Source organism: Salirhabdus salicampi (assembly GCF_024259515.1).
GTDB lineage: Bacteria > Bacillota > Bacilli > Bacillales > Alkalibacillaceae > Salirhabdus_A > Salirhabdus_A salicampi.
Genome location: NZ_JANBWE010000005.1, coordinates 75,713 through 94,808, shown reverse-complemented (window position 1 = coordinate 94,808; position 19,096 = coordinate 75,713). Strand labels below are relative to the sequence as shown.

At 36.5% G+C, this 19,096-nt stretch carries 14 protein-coding genes and 3 riboswitches; of the genes, 1 reads left to right on the top strand and 13 read right to left on the bottom strand.

Annotated elements, in window-relative coordinates:
• Nucleotides 1-153 precede the first annotated feature (153 nt).
• Nucleotides 154-1,353: a serine hydrolase domain-containing protein gene (locus NLW78_RS13745; protein WP_254497729.1), complete on the bottom strand. Its 1,200-nt coding sequence runs from the start codon at nt 1,351-1,353 to the stop codon at nt 154-156.
• 73 nt (nt 1,354-1,426) lie between these two features.
• On the opposite strand from NLW78_RS13745, the gene NLW78_RS13740 reads away from it, so the two are divergent.
• Nucleotides 1,427-2,362, top strand: a complete 936-nt coding sequence (locus NLW78_RS13740; RefSeq protein WP_367617689.1) for a ketopantoate reductase family protein — start codon at nt 1,427-1,429, stop codon at nt 2,360-2,362.
• A 155-nt stretch (nt 2,363-2,517) separates the two neighbouring features.
• On the opposite strand, the gene NLW78_RS13735 is transcribed toward NLW78_RS13740, so the two are convergent.
• The 12 genes from NLW78_RS13735 to NLW78_RS13680 form a co-directional block, all read right to left on the bottom strand.
• Nucleotides 2,518-3,399: an NAD(P)-dependent oxidoreductase gene (locus tag NLW78_RS13735; protein ID WP_254497727.1), complete on the bottom strand. Its 882-nt coding sequence runs from the start codon at nt 3,397-3,399 to the stop codon at nt 2,518-2,520.
• Between the two features lie 109 nt (nt 3,400-3,508).
• Nucleotides 3,509-3,844 (bottom strand): DUF2680 domain-containing protein, encoded by a 336-nt coding sequence (locus tag NLW78_RS13730; protein WP_254497726.1) that lies wholly within the window; start codon nt 3,842-3,844, stop codon nt 3,509-3,511.
• 71 nt (nt 3,845-3,915) lie between these two features.
• Nucleotides 3,916-4,758, bottom strand: a complete 843-nt coding sequence (locus NLW78_RS13725; RefSeq protein WP_302328569.1) for an SAM hydrolase/SAM-dependent halogenase family protein — start codon at nt 4,756-4,758, stop codon at nt 3,916-3,918.
• Nucleotides 4,759-4,908: 150 nt separating this feature from the next.
• A complete protein-coding gene (gene yhdJ / locus NLW78_RS13720) occupies nt 4,909-5,796 on the bottom strand; it encodes an adenine-specific DNA-methyltransferase (RefSeq protein WP_254497725.1) in 888 nt (295 codons plus the stop codon).
• Between the two features lie 106 nt (nt 5,797-5,902).
• Entirely contained in the window at nt 5,903-7,750 is a 1,848-nt protein-coding gene (locus NLW78_RS13715) for a sensor domain-containing protein (protein ID WP_254497724.1), read from the bottom strand.
• Between the two features lie 66 nt (nt 7,751-7,816).
• Nucleotides 7,817-7,898: riboswitch (cyclic di-GMP riboswitch) on the bottom strand.
• A 276-nt stretch (nt 7,899-8,174) separates the two neighbouring features.
• Nucleotides 8,175-9,059 (bottom strand): hypothetical protein, encoded by an 885-nt coding sequence (locus tag NLW78_RS13710; protein ID WP_254497723.1) that lies wholly within the window; start codon nt 9,057-9,059, stop codon nt 8,175-8,177.
• 12 nt (nt 9,060-9,071) lie between these two features.
• Nucleotides 9,072-9,154, bottom strand: a riboswitch (cyclic di-GMP riboswitch).
• Nucleotides 9,155-9,393: 239 nt separating this feature from the next.
• The gene (locus tag NLW78_RS13705) at nt 9,394-9,996 is read right to left on the bottom strand and encodes a response regulator transcription factor (protein ID WP_254497722.1); all 603 of its coding nucleotides are present in this window, start codon (nt 9,994-9,996) and stop codon (nt 9,394-9,396) included.
• Nucleotides 9,993-11,129 (bottom strand): sensor histidine kinase, encoded by a 1,137-nt coding sequence (locus tag NLW78_RS13700; protein ID WP_254497721.1) that lies wholly within the window; start codon nt 11,127-11,129, stop codon nt 9,993-9,995. Before NLW78_RS13700 ends, NLW78_RS13705 begins: the two co-directional genes overlap by 4 nt.
• 102 nt (nt 11,130-11,231) lie before the next feature.
• Nucleotides 11,232-12,269 (bottom strand): Delta(5) desaturase DesA, encoded by a 1,038-nt coding sequence (desA, locus tag NLW78_RS13695; RefSeq protein ID WP_254497720.1) that lies wholly within the window; start codon nt 12,267-12,269, stop codon nt 11,232-11,234.
• 225 nt (nt 12,270-12,494) lie between these two features.
• Nucleotides 12,495-14,654 (bottom strand): two-component system response regulator, encoded by a 2,160-nt coding sequence (locus NLW78_RS13690; RefSeq protein ID WP_254497719.1) that lies wholly within the window; start codon nt 14,652-14,654, stop codon nt 12,495-12,497.
• A 51-nt stretch (nt 14,655-14,705) separates the two neighbouring features.
• On the bottom strand, nt 14,706-15,563 hold the full coding sequence (locus tag NLW78_RS13685; RefSeq protein ID WP_254497718.1) for a CheR family methyltransferase: 858 nt from the start codon (nt 15,561-15,563) through the stop codon (nt 14,706-14,708).
• Nucleotides 15,564-15,575: 12 nt separating this feature from the next.
• Nucleotides 15,576-18,881 carry a response regulator gene (locus NLW78_RS13680; RefSeq protein WP_254497717.1) on the bottom strand — a complete coding sequence of 1,102 codons (3,306 nt, stop codon included), beginning with the start codon at nt 18,879-18,881 and terminating at the stop codon, nt 15,576-15,578.
• 118 nt (nt 18,882-18,999) lie between these two features.
• Nucleotides 19,000-19,082, bottom strand: a riboswitch (cyclic di-GMP riboswitch).
• Between the last annotated feature and the right edge of the window lie 14 nt (nt 19,083-19,096).

The following is a 19,096-nucleotide window of genomic DNA, read 5'->3' as shown; positions in this document are numbered from 1 at the left end:
AAGCAGAAAACATCTGTTTTCTGCTAATTAAGAATGTGCTTATCTATGTTCAGTATAACATTTCAACCTAGGATTTTTTAAAATTTTGATGTATTTTTCACTACTTTTTATACATCCATCTTCGTGATTTAAACATGAGATTAGCGTTTCCCTTTATATACAAGTGTATAATGCTTCCCGAATTCGCCTTTCACGTTTATCGTTACAAATTCTTAAATCTAACTTATTAGGGGCATAGGTATAAGCAATTTCGGCATCCGGGTCAGCAAAACAAAATGCTCCCCCAACCCCTGGGTGTCCAAAGGCTTTTTCGGACCGACCGAACTGACATGTTGGGTTTGGTTTCCAAAAACCTAACCGGTATTTTACTTCTGTTTGTAACACTTTGTCTTTAAAACCTTTCCTCGGCTTCTGTGCAGGGCCCATTAATTCCTGCAGTGTACTTCGATTTAGCCCAATTTCCTTTCCACCCTCTAATATGTGTGCATATAGTTTTGCCATATCTCGAACTTGGCCAATTCCGTTAGCAGATGGTAATTCAATCTTTTGAAACACGCGTCGATTAAACTGTTCTTGCGTTAGTTCCCGGTCCTCATCCATAATCGCTTTGTGAGTTATCGAATACTTCCATAGATACTGAGTTTCCAGTTTGAATGGTGCTTCAAAGATATGCGGAATTGCCTTAGGGATTGTATCAATCCCCTTTAGCTTAGCAATACGCTTTGAAGGGACACTGTCAGGCAAACCGATATATATTTCAATTTCAAGCGGGGTCGCAATTTCCTCCTGAAAAAAAGTTCCTAGTTTCCGCTTTTTTGGATCAACTCTTCGTATTAACTCACCAATGTACCATCCCAAAGTCCAGCAGTGATAACCAGAATAATCACCTGGCTGCCATTCGGGAGTTTTTTTCGCCAAATGTTCATTGATTTCGATTGTATCTAAATCAAGAGGACTTCTAATTGGCAATCTTTCTAATGTACATAAACCAGCCTGATGATCTAACAGTTGCCTTACAGTAATATCTTCTTTCCCGTTTTGTCCAAATTCAGGCCAATAGGTAGACACTCGTTCGTCAAAATCAATATAGCCTCTGGAATGTGCTACTGCCAACGTTAATGCCGCAAACCCCTTTGTCGCCGAGAAAACAAGAAGTAATGTATCTTTATCCCACTCCTCCTTTGTTTCGTCATTCTTAAATCCTCCCCAAAGGTCCACTACTTTTTGACCCCGGTAGTAAATTGTACAAGCTGCCCCCACTTCATCATACTCAATAAAATTATCAATGAATGCTTCTTTCACTTTTTTAAATCGGGCATCAATATAACCTTCAATCGGTATCCTATTTTTCATTGTGCATACCTCCTTCTTAAGCTAGTTCATTCCAAAAGTTAGCGTTTTCATGATATGATATAAAAAAGTGGAGGTGGATCATTTGAATATTGTAATCATTGGGGCAGGAGCTTTAGGTGTTTATTTTGGCGGGAGACTCCAAGAAGTAGGAGAGAATGTAACATTCCTTGTACGTGAACGACGAGCCACTGAACTACGTGAACATGGTCTAGCAATAAAAAGTATAAAAGGGGATTACCCATTACCAAACGTTTCCTACACAACAGATGTTCAAGATATCGATTCTGCAGATATCGTTTTGTTAGCGGTTAAAGGATATCACTTAGATGGGACGTTACCTCAATTAAAAACACTTGTCCAAAAAGGAGCAAAGGTAATTCCTTTATTAAACGGAATTGAGCATATCGATACTCTTCAAACAGAGTTAGGGGAAGAGAACGTAATTGGTGGTCTCGCCTTCATCATTGCAACATTGGACAAAAAAGGCCACGTTGTTCACACGAGTGAGCAACACCGTTTCGTATTCGGACCATTACATAGTTCCCAAGAACAACTTTGTGAGCAATTTCATGAAATAACGAACAAAGCGAATATGGAAAATGAACTACATGAAAATATATTAACCTCATTATGGAACAAATATATGTTTATTACTGCCTTTTCCGGTATTACAACAGCTACGAATTTACCTATTGGACCGATACGTGACAATGACCAAACATTACAAGTCGCTAAAGATACATTGCTTGAGATGAAGCGGCTTGCCAATGGATATGATGCACTCATTACTGAGGATCATGTTGAAAATGCCGTAAACCTTTTATTTCAATTCCCGAATGATGGCACTTCTTCTATGCACCAAGATAAGCGAAAAGGTTTAACGATTGAAGTCGATCACCTTCATGGGGGAGCATTGCGTTTAGCTAAAAAAATTGGCATTGAATTACCGGTGATTAAAACAATACACGGTGTTATAAAACCATATGAACATGGTAGCCCAACAGAATAAAATATTATTAGCACCCTGGTAAAGGGTGCTATCTTTTTTATACAATCAATCTAAAAATTAGTTTTCCTGTTGTGACGAAATCCATACATCATCCAAGGGGAGAGAGCCCTTCTGATTCAACATATAAAAAACGCACACAATTTTGTGTACGTTACTTACATAGACTCCCGTTCATATAATTTATACAACGCTTGTGTACCTTTCTCTCCTTCTCCCATATTAAGTAGCTGATCATACCGCTTTTTTGCTAACTGTAAGCCTGGAGTATCAATTCCCATGCGTTCAGCCTCTTCTAATGCTATCCCCATATCTTTAATGAAATGTTTCACATAAAAACCAGGTTCAAAATCCCCTTCCGTAATCCGTGGCGCTAAGTTTGATAACGACCAACTTCCTGCCGCACCTGAACTAATACTTTTCAATACATTATGTAATTGCAAACCAGATTTCTTTGCGTATATTAAAGCCTCACATACCCCTACCATATTCGAGGCAATTGTAATTTGATTACACATTTTTGTATGTTGTCCTGCACCTGCCAAACCTTGATATTCAATATTTTTACCTAATACTTCAAAAATTGGCTTCATTTCACGGAATGCAGTTTCTTCACCGCCAACCATAATCGTAAGGGTTCCATTTTGAGCACCAATATCTCCGCCTGATACAGGAGCATCGAGGGCAAATAGATATTGCTCTTTTGCCTGCCCATATATTTTCTGGGCAAGTGTGGGGGTTGATGTCGTCATATCAATAAGATAAGATCCTTTTTTTGCACCTTGTAATATCCCATCTTCTCCGAAGTAGATGACCTCCACATCCGAAGGGTACCCGACCATAGTAATCACTATAGAGGAATGTTCAGCTACATCTTTTGGTGTTTCACGCCATTTAGCCCCTTTATCTAGCAGTGATTGACCTTTTTCTTTCGTTCTTGTATAAATGTTAAGTTGATAACCTGCGTTCATTAAATTTTGAGCCATACTTTTCCCCATAACTCCTAACCCAATAAATCCAATCGAGTTATTGCTAGGCATATCCGTTCCTCCTTTTGTCACTTTATATACCTATTCAATAATAGTTTATGTGAACCCTGCTCTGTTACATAAAAAAGTCCTTATAGATCATCTATAAGGACTTTTCCATTTAATATGTCGCTTTATTTTTCTTCCAATGATCATGATCCCAATTTGGCACAAATCCATTCACCTTTAGTTTTTCATAATAATTGTCCAGGCGTGTCATCTTCTTTTGTGCCTTTTCCTCTGAGCATACACCATATTCCTTATACTTTTCGATGATTTCCTTATGCTTAGCAATTAACTCTTGATACAATTGATCCATTTCTTTTTGCTGTTCAGCTGTAAGGGTAATTTTTTCTCCCTTCTCACCTTCCGCTTCGGCATTTACAGTCGTTTCCATGCTGGAAAATGGAAGTATACATGTTAGTGCAACAATAAAAACATAAAACATTTTTTTCATGAACTGAACTCCTTCCAATGATACACAGTTTTCTTTAGTTTTCTTAATTTGGAAAGGAGTATACATCATGTTTATCTATCGTAGGCTGTAATTTTGATAAACCATTTATTACCCATACTTATATTATATAGATCAGCAAAAGATCCTTGGTTTATGGCAATACCTATTTTATCAATCGAATTCACATACATGACAGGTTCACCTACAGGTACTTCTCCAAACGTACGGGCATAGATCAAACGTTTGTTTAAAATGGTTCCTAACTCTCCGTATACTTTCACCTTAACCATATCGCCAGTTTGAATATTAAGATCATGCAATAATGAGCGATTAATATTTGTCCAAACATTACCAAACCTAACATCTAAAATATCAATATTTCCTTTCACACTATTTCCTTCAATTCGGGACTCAAACATTGGTAATAGAACAATATCCTCTTCTGCTGATGGTCCCACCTGGGCAAAAGTGATAACTCCAGATGCCAATTTCGCCCCCGTATAAGCATAAATATCCCGACCATGAAAAGTGTAGGAATTTTCCGATTTGGGGAAACGATTGATTGTTTCATCAATTTCCCGAACTTCAGCAATTCCATACTGTTGATTAAGGTGGGTTAACGTTCCGTTATCAGGGGTTACGACATAATGATTCGTCTTCGTTTTCGCGACAACGCTACGTCGGTCTGTACCAACTCCAGGGTCTACAACTGAAACAAACACAGTATGTTCTGGCCAATAGGGTAAAGTTTGAACTAAACGGTAGGATGCCTCCCATATATTAAACTGTGATATATGATGGGTTAAATCAAAAATGCGTAATGTTGGATCTATTGTATTCGCCACTCCATACATTGCACTAACGGCTCCATCACTTGTACCAAAATCAGATTGCAATACTAAAGAATTTCCCAATTGCTAACCCTCCTCAATAAAAAAAGATGTCCTTATCAAGACGACAAGGACGAATACTTCGGTAAAATCACCTTATACAATTATTTATATATTAACGAACCCCACGAATTATTAATATAGATTTACATATGTACTATTTCTTTATAAATATCAAGTTTCTTTCATCATATCATGGTCTCGCTTCGACTTGTTTTTCGTCTTCCGAACTTTTTTTTTCTCTAAATGTTCACCTTGGTAAACATTCGATATTCCGGTCCTGCGTAATCCTATCTTAAAATATTCTTCATTAATATCGAACCCAACCGCTTTTCGATTTAGTTTTACAGCTACTGAGGACGTCGTAAACGAACCTGAGAATGGGTCGAGTACATAATCATCTTCATGGCTTGACGCTTTAATGATACGCTCTATTAAGCTCTCTGGCTTTTGGGTAGGGTGATTTTCGTACTCGTTCATTTTGTATCTTACCCTAGGAAAATCCCAGACATTTCCTGGCACTTTTTTCGTATTGTATGGTTGTGGTGGTGTTTTTCGATAATCGATTAACTGCCGTTTTGCACCAGTCTTAGCTTCCACCATAATATCTTCATAATTAAATGTATATTTACTTTTGCTATTTTTAGTTGCCATAATAATTGGTTCATACAAAGAACCAAACAGTTTCTTTGATTGCACACCCGAACTATCGTAACTCCAAATAATACGTGACAAAATATGATAATGCTCACTCACGTATATATCTAAGTATGGCATATGTTGTGTAGCTGTCATGAAATAAAAAGTTCCATTAGGCTTTAATACGCGAAAACATTCATCAATCCAACTTTTACACCATTCTACATAATCTCTCGTTGTTTTCCACGTATCTTGGTTATTCCCAAAGTCTTTACCTATATTATACGGTGGATCAGCGAATATTAAATCGACCGTTTCGTCCTTCATTTTTTGCAGTAAAGTAAGTGAGTCCCCTAAACCTACAAAACTTTGCGTACTGCTTTCATATGGAAAATTTAATTGATTAAATATGCTTGTCCACATTTATTCCACCTCTATAAGCTTTCTTATCTCTATCATATCACGATTTGTTTTCCAATCTTACCCCTGACAACTAAAACAAAAAGGATACATCATGTATCCTTTTTTTCTACACCGATTGATGAAACGTGTTGTGTTTTTCGAGCAGTACGTTAATTTCATAAGCTGACAGTGGCTTGCTGAAATAATATCCTTGCACATATTCACATTGGTTTTGTTGTAAATACGCTAATTGTTCAGCATTTTCAACACCTTCTGCAATGAGCTCTAAATTCAAGTGATGTCCCATATCAATAATCGTTTTCACTATTGCCTTACTCCGATGGTTTTTTGCATGGATCCCATCAATAAATGATTTATCAATTTTTAACCTGTGAATCGTTAATTGTTGTAATACACTTAATGATGAGTAACCTGTACCAAAATCATCTACTGATACTTTTACACCAAGTTCATTTAACTGTTGTAACACTTGTTCTGTTTGTTCGTAATTATGCAATGCACTTTCAGTAATCTCGATTTGTACATATTGCGGGTCTACATTTGTTTCCGTTAAAATTTCGCGAATATCATTCATAAAGTTCCTATCTTTAAATTGGATAGTGGAAACGTTGACAGATAGACTAATATCGTTAAAACCTTGAGTATGCCAATGTTGTAGTTGCTTACAAGATTCTTTGAAAACAAACTTCCCAAGCTTATGAATATATCCTATTTCCTCTGTAATAGGAATAAATTCAGATGGCGGTATAAAGCCAAGCGTCTCATGCTCCCACCGCACTAACGCCTCCATACCTACTATCGTATGGTTCCCTATTTTATACTGTGGTTGATAATGTACAGATAGGTCCCCATGTTCGATTGCTTTGCGTAACTCACTCTCAATTAACATTTTTCTGCTAGACGATAACATAAAATTAGGAGAATAAAATAGAAAGTTGTTTTTCCCTTGTTTTTTCACTGCATACATTGCTTGATCTGCCTTCTGTAATAACTCTTTTGTACTGTTTCCATCCTGAGGGTAAACGCTAATACCGATACTTGGTGTAGTGTACAGTTGCTGACCTTGAACGATGACAGGTTGATTTAAATAATCGATTACCTCTTTCACAAACTCTTCTGTATCGGTTTTACTCGTTTGTTTTAACACAATGACAAATTCATCTCCTCCGTATCGAGAAGCGAACCCATTTGAAGGAACGAGCTTTCTAATACGATCTGCAGTCTTTTCAAGGTACACATCACCTACATGGTGTCCTAAAGAATCGTTAATAGCTTTAAAGCGGTCTAAATCGATAAATAGTAGTGTAGTGACATGATCCTCATGATTTTTTGCATTCAATATTTCCTCTAAATATTCAGTGAGATAGTAACGATTCGGTAAGCCTGTTAATATATCATGCTTTGCAAGCTTATCGACTTTTCTTTGCCATTCAACTCTACTAGTTACGTCATGGAAATACACTGATAACCCGTATTTTGTCGGAAATGCACGGACCTCAAACCAAGCCTCTAATGGTTCATAGTACTCTTCAAAATGTACTTCTACTTGATCATTGAGAGCCTTGTAATAATTTATATGAAAGGTAGATCCAACTGCCTCAGGGAACTCGTCCCAAATAATTTTTCCTATTATATCATTAGCGTTTTTTTCTAAAAGTTTAAGAGCATTTGAATTCGCGTAAGTTAAACGCCAGTTTTTATCAAGGGATAAAAACGCAGATGTCATACTTTCAAATGTATCCTGCAATTCATTTTGCTTTTCTATCACTTTCTTATTTAAAAATTTTGCTTTATCGAACTGGTAGCCAGCCCACCAAGCAAAAGGAAAATAAACACCTTTTAATAGTATTTCCGTCGGCGAAAACAGCCCATGATAAAAAAAGTCATAGCTGGTCCAACCGAAAACACTAATGGATGCAACTCCTAACATAATTAAGCGTCCAATATATTTCATCGGCTCGTGTCCCCAATCATCAATATAAATAAAAAACATCCGTTTTATACGGATGTCCCTTAATAAAACGGTAGCTGGCTGGCATAGTAAAACGTTAGCCCCTTTAGCTTTGCGTCACTACATTTCTGTAGGTTTGCCTTTTCATCCATTTTTAATTTTTAGTAGTCTTAAAGAAACAGTACCATAGCCCTACACACATTGTAAATGTTATGTTTATCCATTCCTCTACCTCTTTCAACTATATAAAAAAGTGAAGGTTATACCTTCACTTTTTTATTATTCATATTTACATTTTATAGTCTATATTAGATCCTATTGGTCCAGTATTAAATACATTTTCACCATTAGTTACGCCGACTGTAGTCTCGTTATTCATACTTTCCCATGTGCCTACTTTATTGGACTCGGTTTGTACTTCTGTATTCTAAACTGTTGTATCTTTATTTACAGAAGTATTCATACCTTCCCATGTGCCGTCATTTTGCACCGACGTTCTACTAGATACACCTTCTTGAGACGTTGTGTTATCGGTTTGATTATACATAAAACCGTCGCCACGTTGCACTTCTACGTTCGTATCTTTAGTTTGTACTTGTGTACCACGGGCCGCCTCAGTAGCTGCTGTACTGGAACTACTATTACCACTTGCAGTCGAATTATTTTCAGTATAATTCGTTCTTGATTGATTCTTTACGTTAGATTCTGTTCGACCACGGTTTTCAACTTGATTCGTATATGTTTCATTTTCTGTATGATTTGAAGCAGATCGATTCTCATCATTTGCACTAGATTGAGAGCGTCCTTTATTATCAGCATTTTCATTTGAGATATTCTTACCGTTACTAGCTGTTGCTGCTTTGTCATTGCGATTGGCTTGTCCATTCACACTTGCATTGTTACGATTTTCAGATGGATGCGCCGCAGAATTATTTTGACGACTTTTACTATATGCTTCGTGGGCTTCGCGACTTATCTCCATCTTAAAGTTATGAACTTTCGATTCGAACTTTTCAGAATGCTTATCTACACGATAAGATATACTCTTTTCTGCCAATTGATTTAACTGTTTCTTCAAGTCACCACTACTATTAAAACCTGATTTCATAGAATAGTAGTTATTCAGCACATTTTGCATACTTTGCAAGTTGTTCTTTTGACTACCTGTTTCATTTTGAAATCCTTTAGTTTCATTTAATTGGGGGTGGTTTGTCACTTTGTTTTGTTGATTTGGTTGTTGCTGATATGTAGTGTTATAAGATTGATTTCTCCAAAATGGCTGGTAATTGGCTTGGTCTTTATAAATTTGCATGACTTTTCCTCCTCTGGTAGCTGGCTGGCATGGTTTACACCTTAGCCCCTTAAGCTTTGCGTCCCCATCTTTCGATAGGTTTGCCCTTATCTTGAAGGCAATATTTACATAAATATAGAATATCATACTTTAGTACCAACAAAAAGTAACTCTTATTACCCACAATAAGATTTTGAAGCAGTTAACTATTCCAAAATAACGAAAAATGTTCACTATGTGCACCGTTCTTGTTAACCTATCATTATGTAAAGTAGACGATTTCTATTTTAAAGTAGTAACATCTTTTTAAAATAAAAAAAGACACTTCTTATACCAAAGTGTCTTACTTTAAACATTATTGTTTGAACCAACCTTTATCCTCAAACTTTGAAACAGCTTCAACCCGGTTTGATACGTCCAGTTTGTCAAAGATGACTGATATATAGTTACGAACTGTACCATACGTTAAGTGGAGTTCTTTTGCAATTTCTTTTGTGCTTTTTCCCTTTGCTATCAACTTTATCACTTGATTTTCCCGCTCTGTAAGTGGGTTTGCTTCTTCGTAAGCTAAATCAACGAGTTCAGGGGAATAGACTCTTCCACCGTTCATAATTTTCCGTATGGAACTTGCTAACTCCTCACTAGGACTGTCCTTCAACAAATAGCCACTAACTTGCACTTGTCGTGCACGTTCAAAATATCCTGCTCGTGCAAAGGTCGTTAAGATAATGGTTTTACATGGCAAGTCAATCATTTCTTCAGCAGCATCTAGCCCATTCATTACCGGCATTTCGATGTCCATAATACAAATATCCGGATTGTGCTGTTTCACCAGATCGACTGCTTCTTGTCCATTTGCAGCCTTCCCTACTACTTCCATATCATCTTCTAAATCAAGTAAAGAACCGAGTGCACCGAGTAACATTCGCTGGTCTTCCGCAATGACGATACGAATCATCGCTCTTCCCCCTGTTTTACCATTGTCATAACATTAGGTATGGTTATATCTATTGTGGTACCATTTTTGTTCGTAATGTTCACTTGGCCGTTCACAAATTCTAAACGTTCAGCCATACCTTTTAAACCGTGACCATTTGTTTGTTCACTTTCGTCACTAAATCCAACCCCGTCATCTTCAATCTTTAAACGAAAATGATCAATCGTTTCGTTTATTTCAATTATGCAAGATTTTGCTCCACTATGCTTTACGATATTTGTTACAGCCTCTTTTAAACACATACTCATTACATCTTCCACTAATGCAGGCGTATTGCGCAAATTTGTTTTCCCATGTATGGATACGTCAATATTGGCAGCTTTTAAAAGTTGCTGAACATGTTTCAATTCTTCATCTAACTTCGCCCCACGCATATCCGCAAGCATATCCCGCACTTCTTTTAACGCTGTTCTCGCGGTTTGATTAATATCCGTAATTTCATTTTTGGCACCATTTATGTCTTTATGAATTAACCGGCTCGCTAAGTCACTCTTCAACCCAATTAACGTTAATTTTTGCCCAAGTGTGTCGTGTAAGTCTCGTGCAATTCTTTGTCTTTCTTCGTAAACCATTAATTGTGAAATTTTTTCTTTCGCATCATTAAGCTGAACTTCGAGCTTTTGCCTTTTAATTCTGTTATATGTATTAATAGGCAACAATACAACCCCTAAGATTGTAACCCCAATAAAAGGCCATTGTGAAAAGAATAATTCACGTTGTGTCAATACGCTCAATGACGCAGCTGTAATGGTCGTTACAACATGAATAATATAGAGGGTTATAAATCCACCTTTATGTTGTACATTCCCAATATAAAAGGCTAAAAATAGTGAAAAATATACATACCCATAAAAAAGTGACATGCCTACACTTATACATATCATGATGGAAACACATACGTATAGAAACCATCCATTAGACAAAAAAGATAACCGGTAAGCTACGAAGAATAAAATGATCATGACGAATCCGAACACGATTTCCCAAAGCATAGTCGACTTAAATATAAAGTAAAAAGGTAATAAACTAAATATGATCCATACGTAAATGCTTAAACTTTTGTTTTTCGGAAAAATATTATACCAATTTTGCATATTCGTTTCCTTTCCTTACAATTCCTATCTATTATACCATCTTCCATTATGATAAAAGAAAAACCATTCAATTTACATTTGAACGGTTTTTCCCTTAGACTTTTACGTTTTATTTACTTGCATGGATACTTTTTTATTTGGTTGCTTTAATAAATGTTTAACCTCTTTAAACGTAACGAATGTTTTCGCTTCTTCATCGTACAAACGGAAACGAATGGATTTTAAACTTGAACCAACCGTAATCGTTGTCGCCTGCTGTAATTCTGGTGTTGAATTGTGTACAGGCTCCAAATGGTAGTTCGGTACTTTCGGACTTAAATGGTGAACATGGTGGTAACCGATATTACCCGTAATCCACTGTAATATTTTAGGTAGTTTATAATATGAACTTCCATCTATAGCCGCCTTCACGTAGTCCCAATCCGATTCATCTTCAAAATAGGAGTCTTCAAACTGATGCTGAACGTAGAATAACCATATTCCGAGCATTCCTGATACGAACATAATTGGTAATTGAACGATTAGAAAGTTAACCCAACCGATGGCTAACATTAAAACAATTGCAATAGCAACAATGGATACATTCGTAACATACATGTTGATTCGTTCTTTTTTTCGAGCATCTTTACGGTTTTTTCGATTTTCCACAAAGAATAACATTAGTGGACCCAGTACAAACATTACGAACGGATTACGATATAAACGGTACTGCAGACGTTCAAGCTTTGTCGCTTTTACATACTCATCAACTGTCATAACCCAGATATCGCCAGTTCCACGTTTATCTAAATTTCCACTAGTAGCGTGATGAATTGAATGTTCACGTTTCCACTTTTCATATGGAAACATTGTTAAAATTCCGGTAATAGTACCGACAATGTTATTTAGCTTGCGGTTATGAAAAAATGATCCATGACAACAATCATGAAAAATAATAAATGTCCGCACAACAAACCCTGCCGTTATTACTGAAATCGCTAATGATAACCATATAGATATAGAAATCGCCTCGTATGCTAAGTACCATAGCAATATATATGGCACTATTGTATTAATCATTTGCCATACACTTGCCTTTGTATCTGATGTTTCAAATTGTTTAATTTTTTTTCGTAGTTGCGCTAATTTTGAGTTAGCCATAATTATCCCCCTTGTTTCCTTTATGACCTAGTCTTAATGATAGGTGAATTTCTTGTTTCGTAATAGTCATGAACGTCAGCAGTTTTTTATGACAAATGTCATATATTTGATTTGCGGCGGCTTTTTCAACATTAATATTCCATAAAAAGGGGCGTAACATTCACGAAAAAATGAACAATAAAATGGAGCGTGTCTGTCTACAGTTCAGACAACGCTCCTTATATCCTAAACTCTTATTTCTCTTTCCATTAAGAAACGAAAAATATTATCAGCCGGTAATGGGCGGCTTAAATAGTAACCTTGTACTGAATCACAATACAATGAAACCAACATATCCCATATTTCTTCAGTTTCTACACCTTCTGCTACAACTGAAATTCCTAAATTATGCGCTAAACTAATGACAGATCGAACAATCATCGCATCGTTCGGATCCTTTGTCATATCAATAACAAAAGACTTATCAACTTTTATTTCATCAACTGGTAAGTTCTTCAAATAGGCCAACGAAGAATAACCTGTTCCAAAATCATCTATAGACAAGCGAATTCCGAGTCCTCTTAGTTTCAATAATATATCCATTGCCCTTTTTGGGTTTGCCATAATAAAGCTTTCCGTAATTTCTAATGTTAAACACTGTGGTGGCACTTCCCATTTCTCTAATAATTCTTTTACTTGGTCGGGCAAATATATGTCTTGTAAATTGCGAGTTGATAAATTAACGGCTACTCCCGTATTGTACCCTTCTTTTCGCCAACGGGCGAGTTGACCTAAGGACTTGTTCAACACTGTTAAAGTAAGTGATTTAATTAATCCATTTTGCTCTGCTAAAGGAATGAACTCATCCGGCGGAATAAAACCGTGTATCGGGTGTTCCCAACGAACAAGAGCCTCAAGTTCGAATACTCGATTAGACTTCACATCTAGTTTTGGCTGGTAATAAACCATTAACTTGTCATGATCAATACTATCCCGAAGTTCACTAATTAATTGTAGGCGATTTAAGCTGTTTGGATCATTTTCGGTTGAATAAATAGCGTAGCCACTTCCCGTACGCTTCGCTGTATACATCGCAACATCTGCTCTTCGCATTAACGTTTCCACATCGTCACCATGATATGGGAATATTGCCACACCGACACTTGGACGAACCATCAATGTCTGTTCATTAATTTCAATCGGTTGTTCAATGACTTCAATAATTTCTTTCGCCAACGTTACTGCTTTGTCTGTATCCATATTGGACAATAGTACACCAAACTCATCCCCACCTAATCGTGCGACTGTGTCTTCTTCCCCTACAAGGGTCTCAAGTCGATTCGCTATCTGCTTTAATAAAAGATCACCACAATGATGGCCTAAGGTGTCATTGATTGCTTTAAAGTGATCTAAATCAAAGAGGAGTAGGGACATTTCAGTGGAGGAAGCTTTACTTTTCCCCATACTTTCTTGAATTCGATCATATAATAACGTACGATTCGGTAGCCCTGTTAAACTATCATGTAAAGCTTGATGTTTTAATGCTGCTAGCTGCTTTTTCCGTTCCGTTATGTCGCGAATGGTACAAGCAAATAACCTTTTACCATCGACAATAGCCTTTCCAATTTGTATCTCAACTGGGAATAATGACTCATCTTTCTGAAGGGCTTGTGTTTCAATTAAACGCTCAAATATGTGCTCATGTTTGCCATCTTCATCATTAAAAATAACATTTAATTTATCCGATCCAAATAGAGGAATCAGTGCAACAATATTATCCCCTATCAACTCTGATTGAGAATAGCCAAACATTCCCTTTACGGCAGGATTCACCGTTAACACTTCGCCTTGATTATTAAATACAATCATCGTGTCAATTGAAGCGTCCCCAATAATACGCGAAATAGCCTCTGCTTTCCGTAATTCCGCCGCCTGTCTTGATAATTCCTGGTTTGCTTTTTCTAAATCTCGTAAGCTTCTCTTCAACAAATCAGATTGTTTTTTTACTCTTTGATTTTTTTCATAAATACTGGCAAAGTTGTCGACTTTAGCCTTTAAATTATCAGGCTCAAATGGCTTGAATAAATAATCAATTGCCCCAATTAAATAACCTTTCGATACATGTTCTGGCTCTTTATTGATGGCTGTTAAGAAAATAATTGGAATGTGTTGAGTTTTTTGTCGACTTTTAATGACTTGTGCTGTTTCAAATCCATTCAGACCAGGCATTTGAACATCAAGCAAAATGACTGCATAGTCATCTTTCAGGAGAAACTTAAGAGCTTCTTCACCAGATGTTGCCCGAACTAAATTGTACTCCGGACTGGAAAGTACAGCTTCAAGTGCTAGAAGGTTTTCGGGACGGTCATCTACCATTAAGATGTTAATTTTATCACTTCGCTGCATATTTAGACTCCTAACCTATTAAGTTTCAGCTTGGAATTCCGTAGATTTTGGTTACTTCGTCTTTCGATAGAACTTCTCAGTTGGCAATACTTCTTCAAAATGTTGTGCATGTTGTGTAAATCGAATGGACTCTTTATCCCCTAACGCTAATATACCAAACCTGCTTAAACTTTGATAAAACAAATCGTGAACTTGATCACGTAATTCATTATTAAAATAAATAAGGACATTTCGGCACAAAATTAAGTTGAATTCGTTAAAAGAACCGTCTGTAACTAAATTATGTTGGGCAAAAACAACGTTCTCCGTTAAGCTTTGATCGAGAATAGCAAAATTCCCTTGTACCGAATAATATTTGGAAAAGTCTTTTTCACCGCCTGCTTGATGATAATTATAGGTATACTTTCGCATCTTTTCTAACGGTACTTTTCTACTTTTAGCAATTTCTAACACATTTTTGTTCATATCAGTGGCATAAATCTTACATTTTCCTAGTAAACCTTCTTCTTTCAACGTAATTGCCATTGAATATACTTCCTCACCAGTTGAGCACCCTGCATGCCAAATTCGAATGACTGGATAGGATCTTAACAATGGTACAACATTCTTTCGAAATGAGGAGAAAAAGCTAGGATCCCGAAACATTTCGGTAACATTTATGGAAAAATCGGCGAGGAGCCTTTCCATAAAAATCGGGTTGTGGAGTACCTTTTCTGTTAATTCAGAAATAGATCTAAGCTTTTCGGCTTTTATTCGATGCCATATACGCCTCCGTAGAGACGAATATGAATAATTTCGAAAGTCGTATCCGTAACGAAGGAAAATCCCTTCGAGGAGTAGACGTATTTCAATCTTTTCCACCCCGTCGTAAGTTGTCCAACTTTTTTCATTAAATAGATTTTCCTCCACTCATCATTCTCCTTACTTATATAACCAAACTCGCATTAACGATAATAATTGATCATTGTTAATTGGTTTCGCGATATAATCGGAGGCACCCGCATCTAAACACTTTTTCCGATCATCTTTCATCGCCTTTGCTGTTAATGCAATGATTGGTAATGATTTAAATTCAGGGTTGCTGCGAATCTTTTGCGTCGCTTCGTATCCGTCCATCTCAGGCATCATGACGTCCATTAAGACAAGATCGATATCTTCATTTCTCTGCAACGTTTCGATTCCTTCTCTTCCGTTTTCAGCAAACAACACTTCCATTTCATGATGTTCAAGCATATTAGATAAAGCAAAGACATTTCTTATATCATCATCAACGATTAATATTTTCTTACCTTCAAAATGATTGTCCTGCAAAGTTTCTTGAACATGTTCGATACTCACATTTGATAAATCTTCATCTTTTTTGTTTAACAAATATGATACTTCCTCAAGCAATCTCTCGGGTGAGTAAATATCTTTCATAATGATCGTTTTCGCATGCTTCTTTAATCTTAACTCATCCTTTGAAGATAGGTCTCTTCCTGTATAAATAAGGACTGGTATATAGTGTAACGAGCTTTCTTTCTCGATTTCTTCTAACAATTCATAACCAGACATTTTCGATAAACCTAAATCTAATATCATACAATCGAAAAATTTGCCGGTTAACTCTTGTAATGCTTCTTCCCCTGAAGATACAGAAACGATATCTACATACATTCCTTGGATGAGTTCTACGATACTGTTCCGTTGTGTAGCATCATCCTCAACGACAAGAATTCGTTTTCGGTCGGACTCCATTTCTCGGACTAGTTCTTCATCTGATACGACATCTTCTATTGGAGGTATGTCCGTGACAACAGGATCAGCAATTCGAGTGGATGCAATTTCGTCTCGTGCATCAATAATAGGTGTCTCTTCTTGCTGGTTTACTTCGTTTGGTCCTACATAAGAGATTGGCAAGTAAAGGGTGAAAGTACTTCCTTCTCCTTCTATACTTTCGACTTTTATGTCGCCGCCTAGCATAGAAGCAAATTCCCGACTAATGGAAAGTCCTAAACCTGTACCTTCATACTTTCGACTTGTTGTTCCATCTACCTGTTGGAAGGCATCAAAAATAATTTCTTGTTTATCTTTAGGGATTCCAATACCAGTATCTGAAATGGAGAATGCAACGGTAACATCACCGTTATGGAAAGCCTCTCCTGTTAGTTGTTGTAATTCTTGTTCACTTGCCCTCCGAATGTTTAAGTTTACATGACCTCTTTCCGTAAACTTAAAGGCATTTGATAGTAGGTTCTTTATTATTTGTTCAAATCGTTTTTTATCTGTAAATACTGTTTTAGGTAACGTGTTGCTTAATTGAACATCAAACTCGATTCCTTTATTTTCTGCTACGGGTTTAAATGTATCTTCCACGAAACGTTTCACATCATTCAATAGGAAGCGGCTTTTATAAACTTCCATATTCCCGGACTCTACCTTTGATAAATCAAGGATATCATTAATGAGATTTAATAAGTCTGCACCAGATGAATAGATTGTTTTGACAAATTCTACTTGTTTGTCTGTGAAGTTTCCTTCTTTGTTTTCAGAAAGAAGCTTCGCTAAAATTAATAAACTATTTAACGGAGTTCGTAGCTCGTGAGACATGTTTGCTAAAAACTCTGATTTATATTTAGATATAAGCTCAAGTTGTTTCGCTTTCTCTTCAGCATCTACTTTAGCTTTTTCAGCTTCTTGACTTTTTTGCTCAAACTTTTGATTTTGTTCTGCTAGTTGTTGGGCTTTTTCTTCTAACTCTGTGTTATTATGCTCCAACTCCTCCTGTTGCTGTTGAAGGACACGCTCAGATTCTTTTAAAGCCTTTGTCTGCTGCTCAAGTTCGGCATTAATTTGCTCTAATTCTTTTTGTTGAACTTCTAATTCTTCTGCTTGTGTTTGAAGCTCTTCTGTTAAAACTTGCGACTCTTCTAACAACTCTTCGGTGCGCATTTGCCCTTTAATATTTTCAATCACAATACCAATACTATCTGTTAATTGTTCTAATAATTCTTTCTCAATCTCTTTAAATTGATGGAATGAAGCAACTTCTAGTACACCTAGCACTTTCCCTTTGAAAATAAGTGGTAGTACGATGATATTTAATGGCGTAGCTTCTCCTACTCCTGAATTAATTTTAATGTAGTCATCAGGGACATCGGTAAGAAGTATCGTTTCTTTTTCATACGCAGCTTGACCGACTAAGCCCTCACCAAAGGAGAATCGATCTGATAAATGTTTTCGTTCTTTATATGCGTAACTACCCACTAGCCTTAAATCAGGTGCGTCATCTTCATCACTATCTTCTGTAATGTATAAGACCCCTAAATTCCCTCTGACTAGCGGGGTGACTTTTGACACAAATGTTTTCGCCAGTGATTGCAAGTCCGGATTCCCTTGCAATTCAACTGTTATTTCGGCAATGTTAGATTTCAGCCATGCTTGCTCTTCATTCAAAACTGCTGTTTCACGTTCCCGGTCTGTTTTCTCTTGTAACCAGTCAATCATACGATTGAAAGCATCTGCTAACTTACCAAATTCATCCTTTGATTTAACGCTTAATCGTTTGGTCAGGTCGAGTTTTCCAGATGTAAATCCTTCAATTCCATTTAATAGCAGATTTAAGTTTTTAGTAATATTGCGAATGATTATAATGGCAATCACAAGACCGGCACCGATTACTAGCGTAGATAAAATAATGATAATTTTTCTTGTATTTTCAAATAACGCTTGAGATTCTTCTGTAATCTCTTCCATATCTTGTTCATAGACGTTTGTAAGTTGAGTGATGTTATCAAGTAGTTCTGTTTGAATGCGGACACTTTCTTCATTAAAAAATGGTCGATTCACTCTGCTATCTGATGCAAGATAAAGATCAACTAGGTTATTATAGTTCTGGTATTCCACCTTTAATTTCCTAAAGGTAGAAATGGCCTCCCTTTGGACAATGACATTTTCCAGCGATGCAATTGTAACTTCTATATCTGAACGCTTTTCATCCACTGCATTCAAAAATTTAAAAGTCTCAGATTCATTTTCAAATGATTCAGCCTCTCTTACTAATTTAACGTAAGAACTGAAATCATTTCCCAATCGATTCAGTAGAACAATTTTTTGATAATCTTTCTCAACAACTGTTTCAATATTATGATTAAATTTTTCTAATAGCACCACTGCTGTAGTTGCTAGCACAACTAATAGAAACATTACAGATGCTGAACCAATAATCAGCCTGCGTTTAACCGACATCTCCTAACGCCCCGTTTCTAAATATATTCATAAAAAACAATGATAGACAAAGCTCAGAACGTTAATGAAAATATGAAAAGAGAAGTAATGCCCGCAAAGGGAGTCACTTCTCTTTCCCTACGGTAACCCAGCCATCTTAGCTTCCGCTTTAGACCTGAGGCTTTGCGTCCTCATCTTTCGACAAGTTTGCCTTTATCGTACCATTATTTTATTTC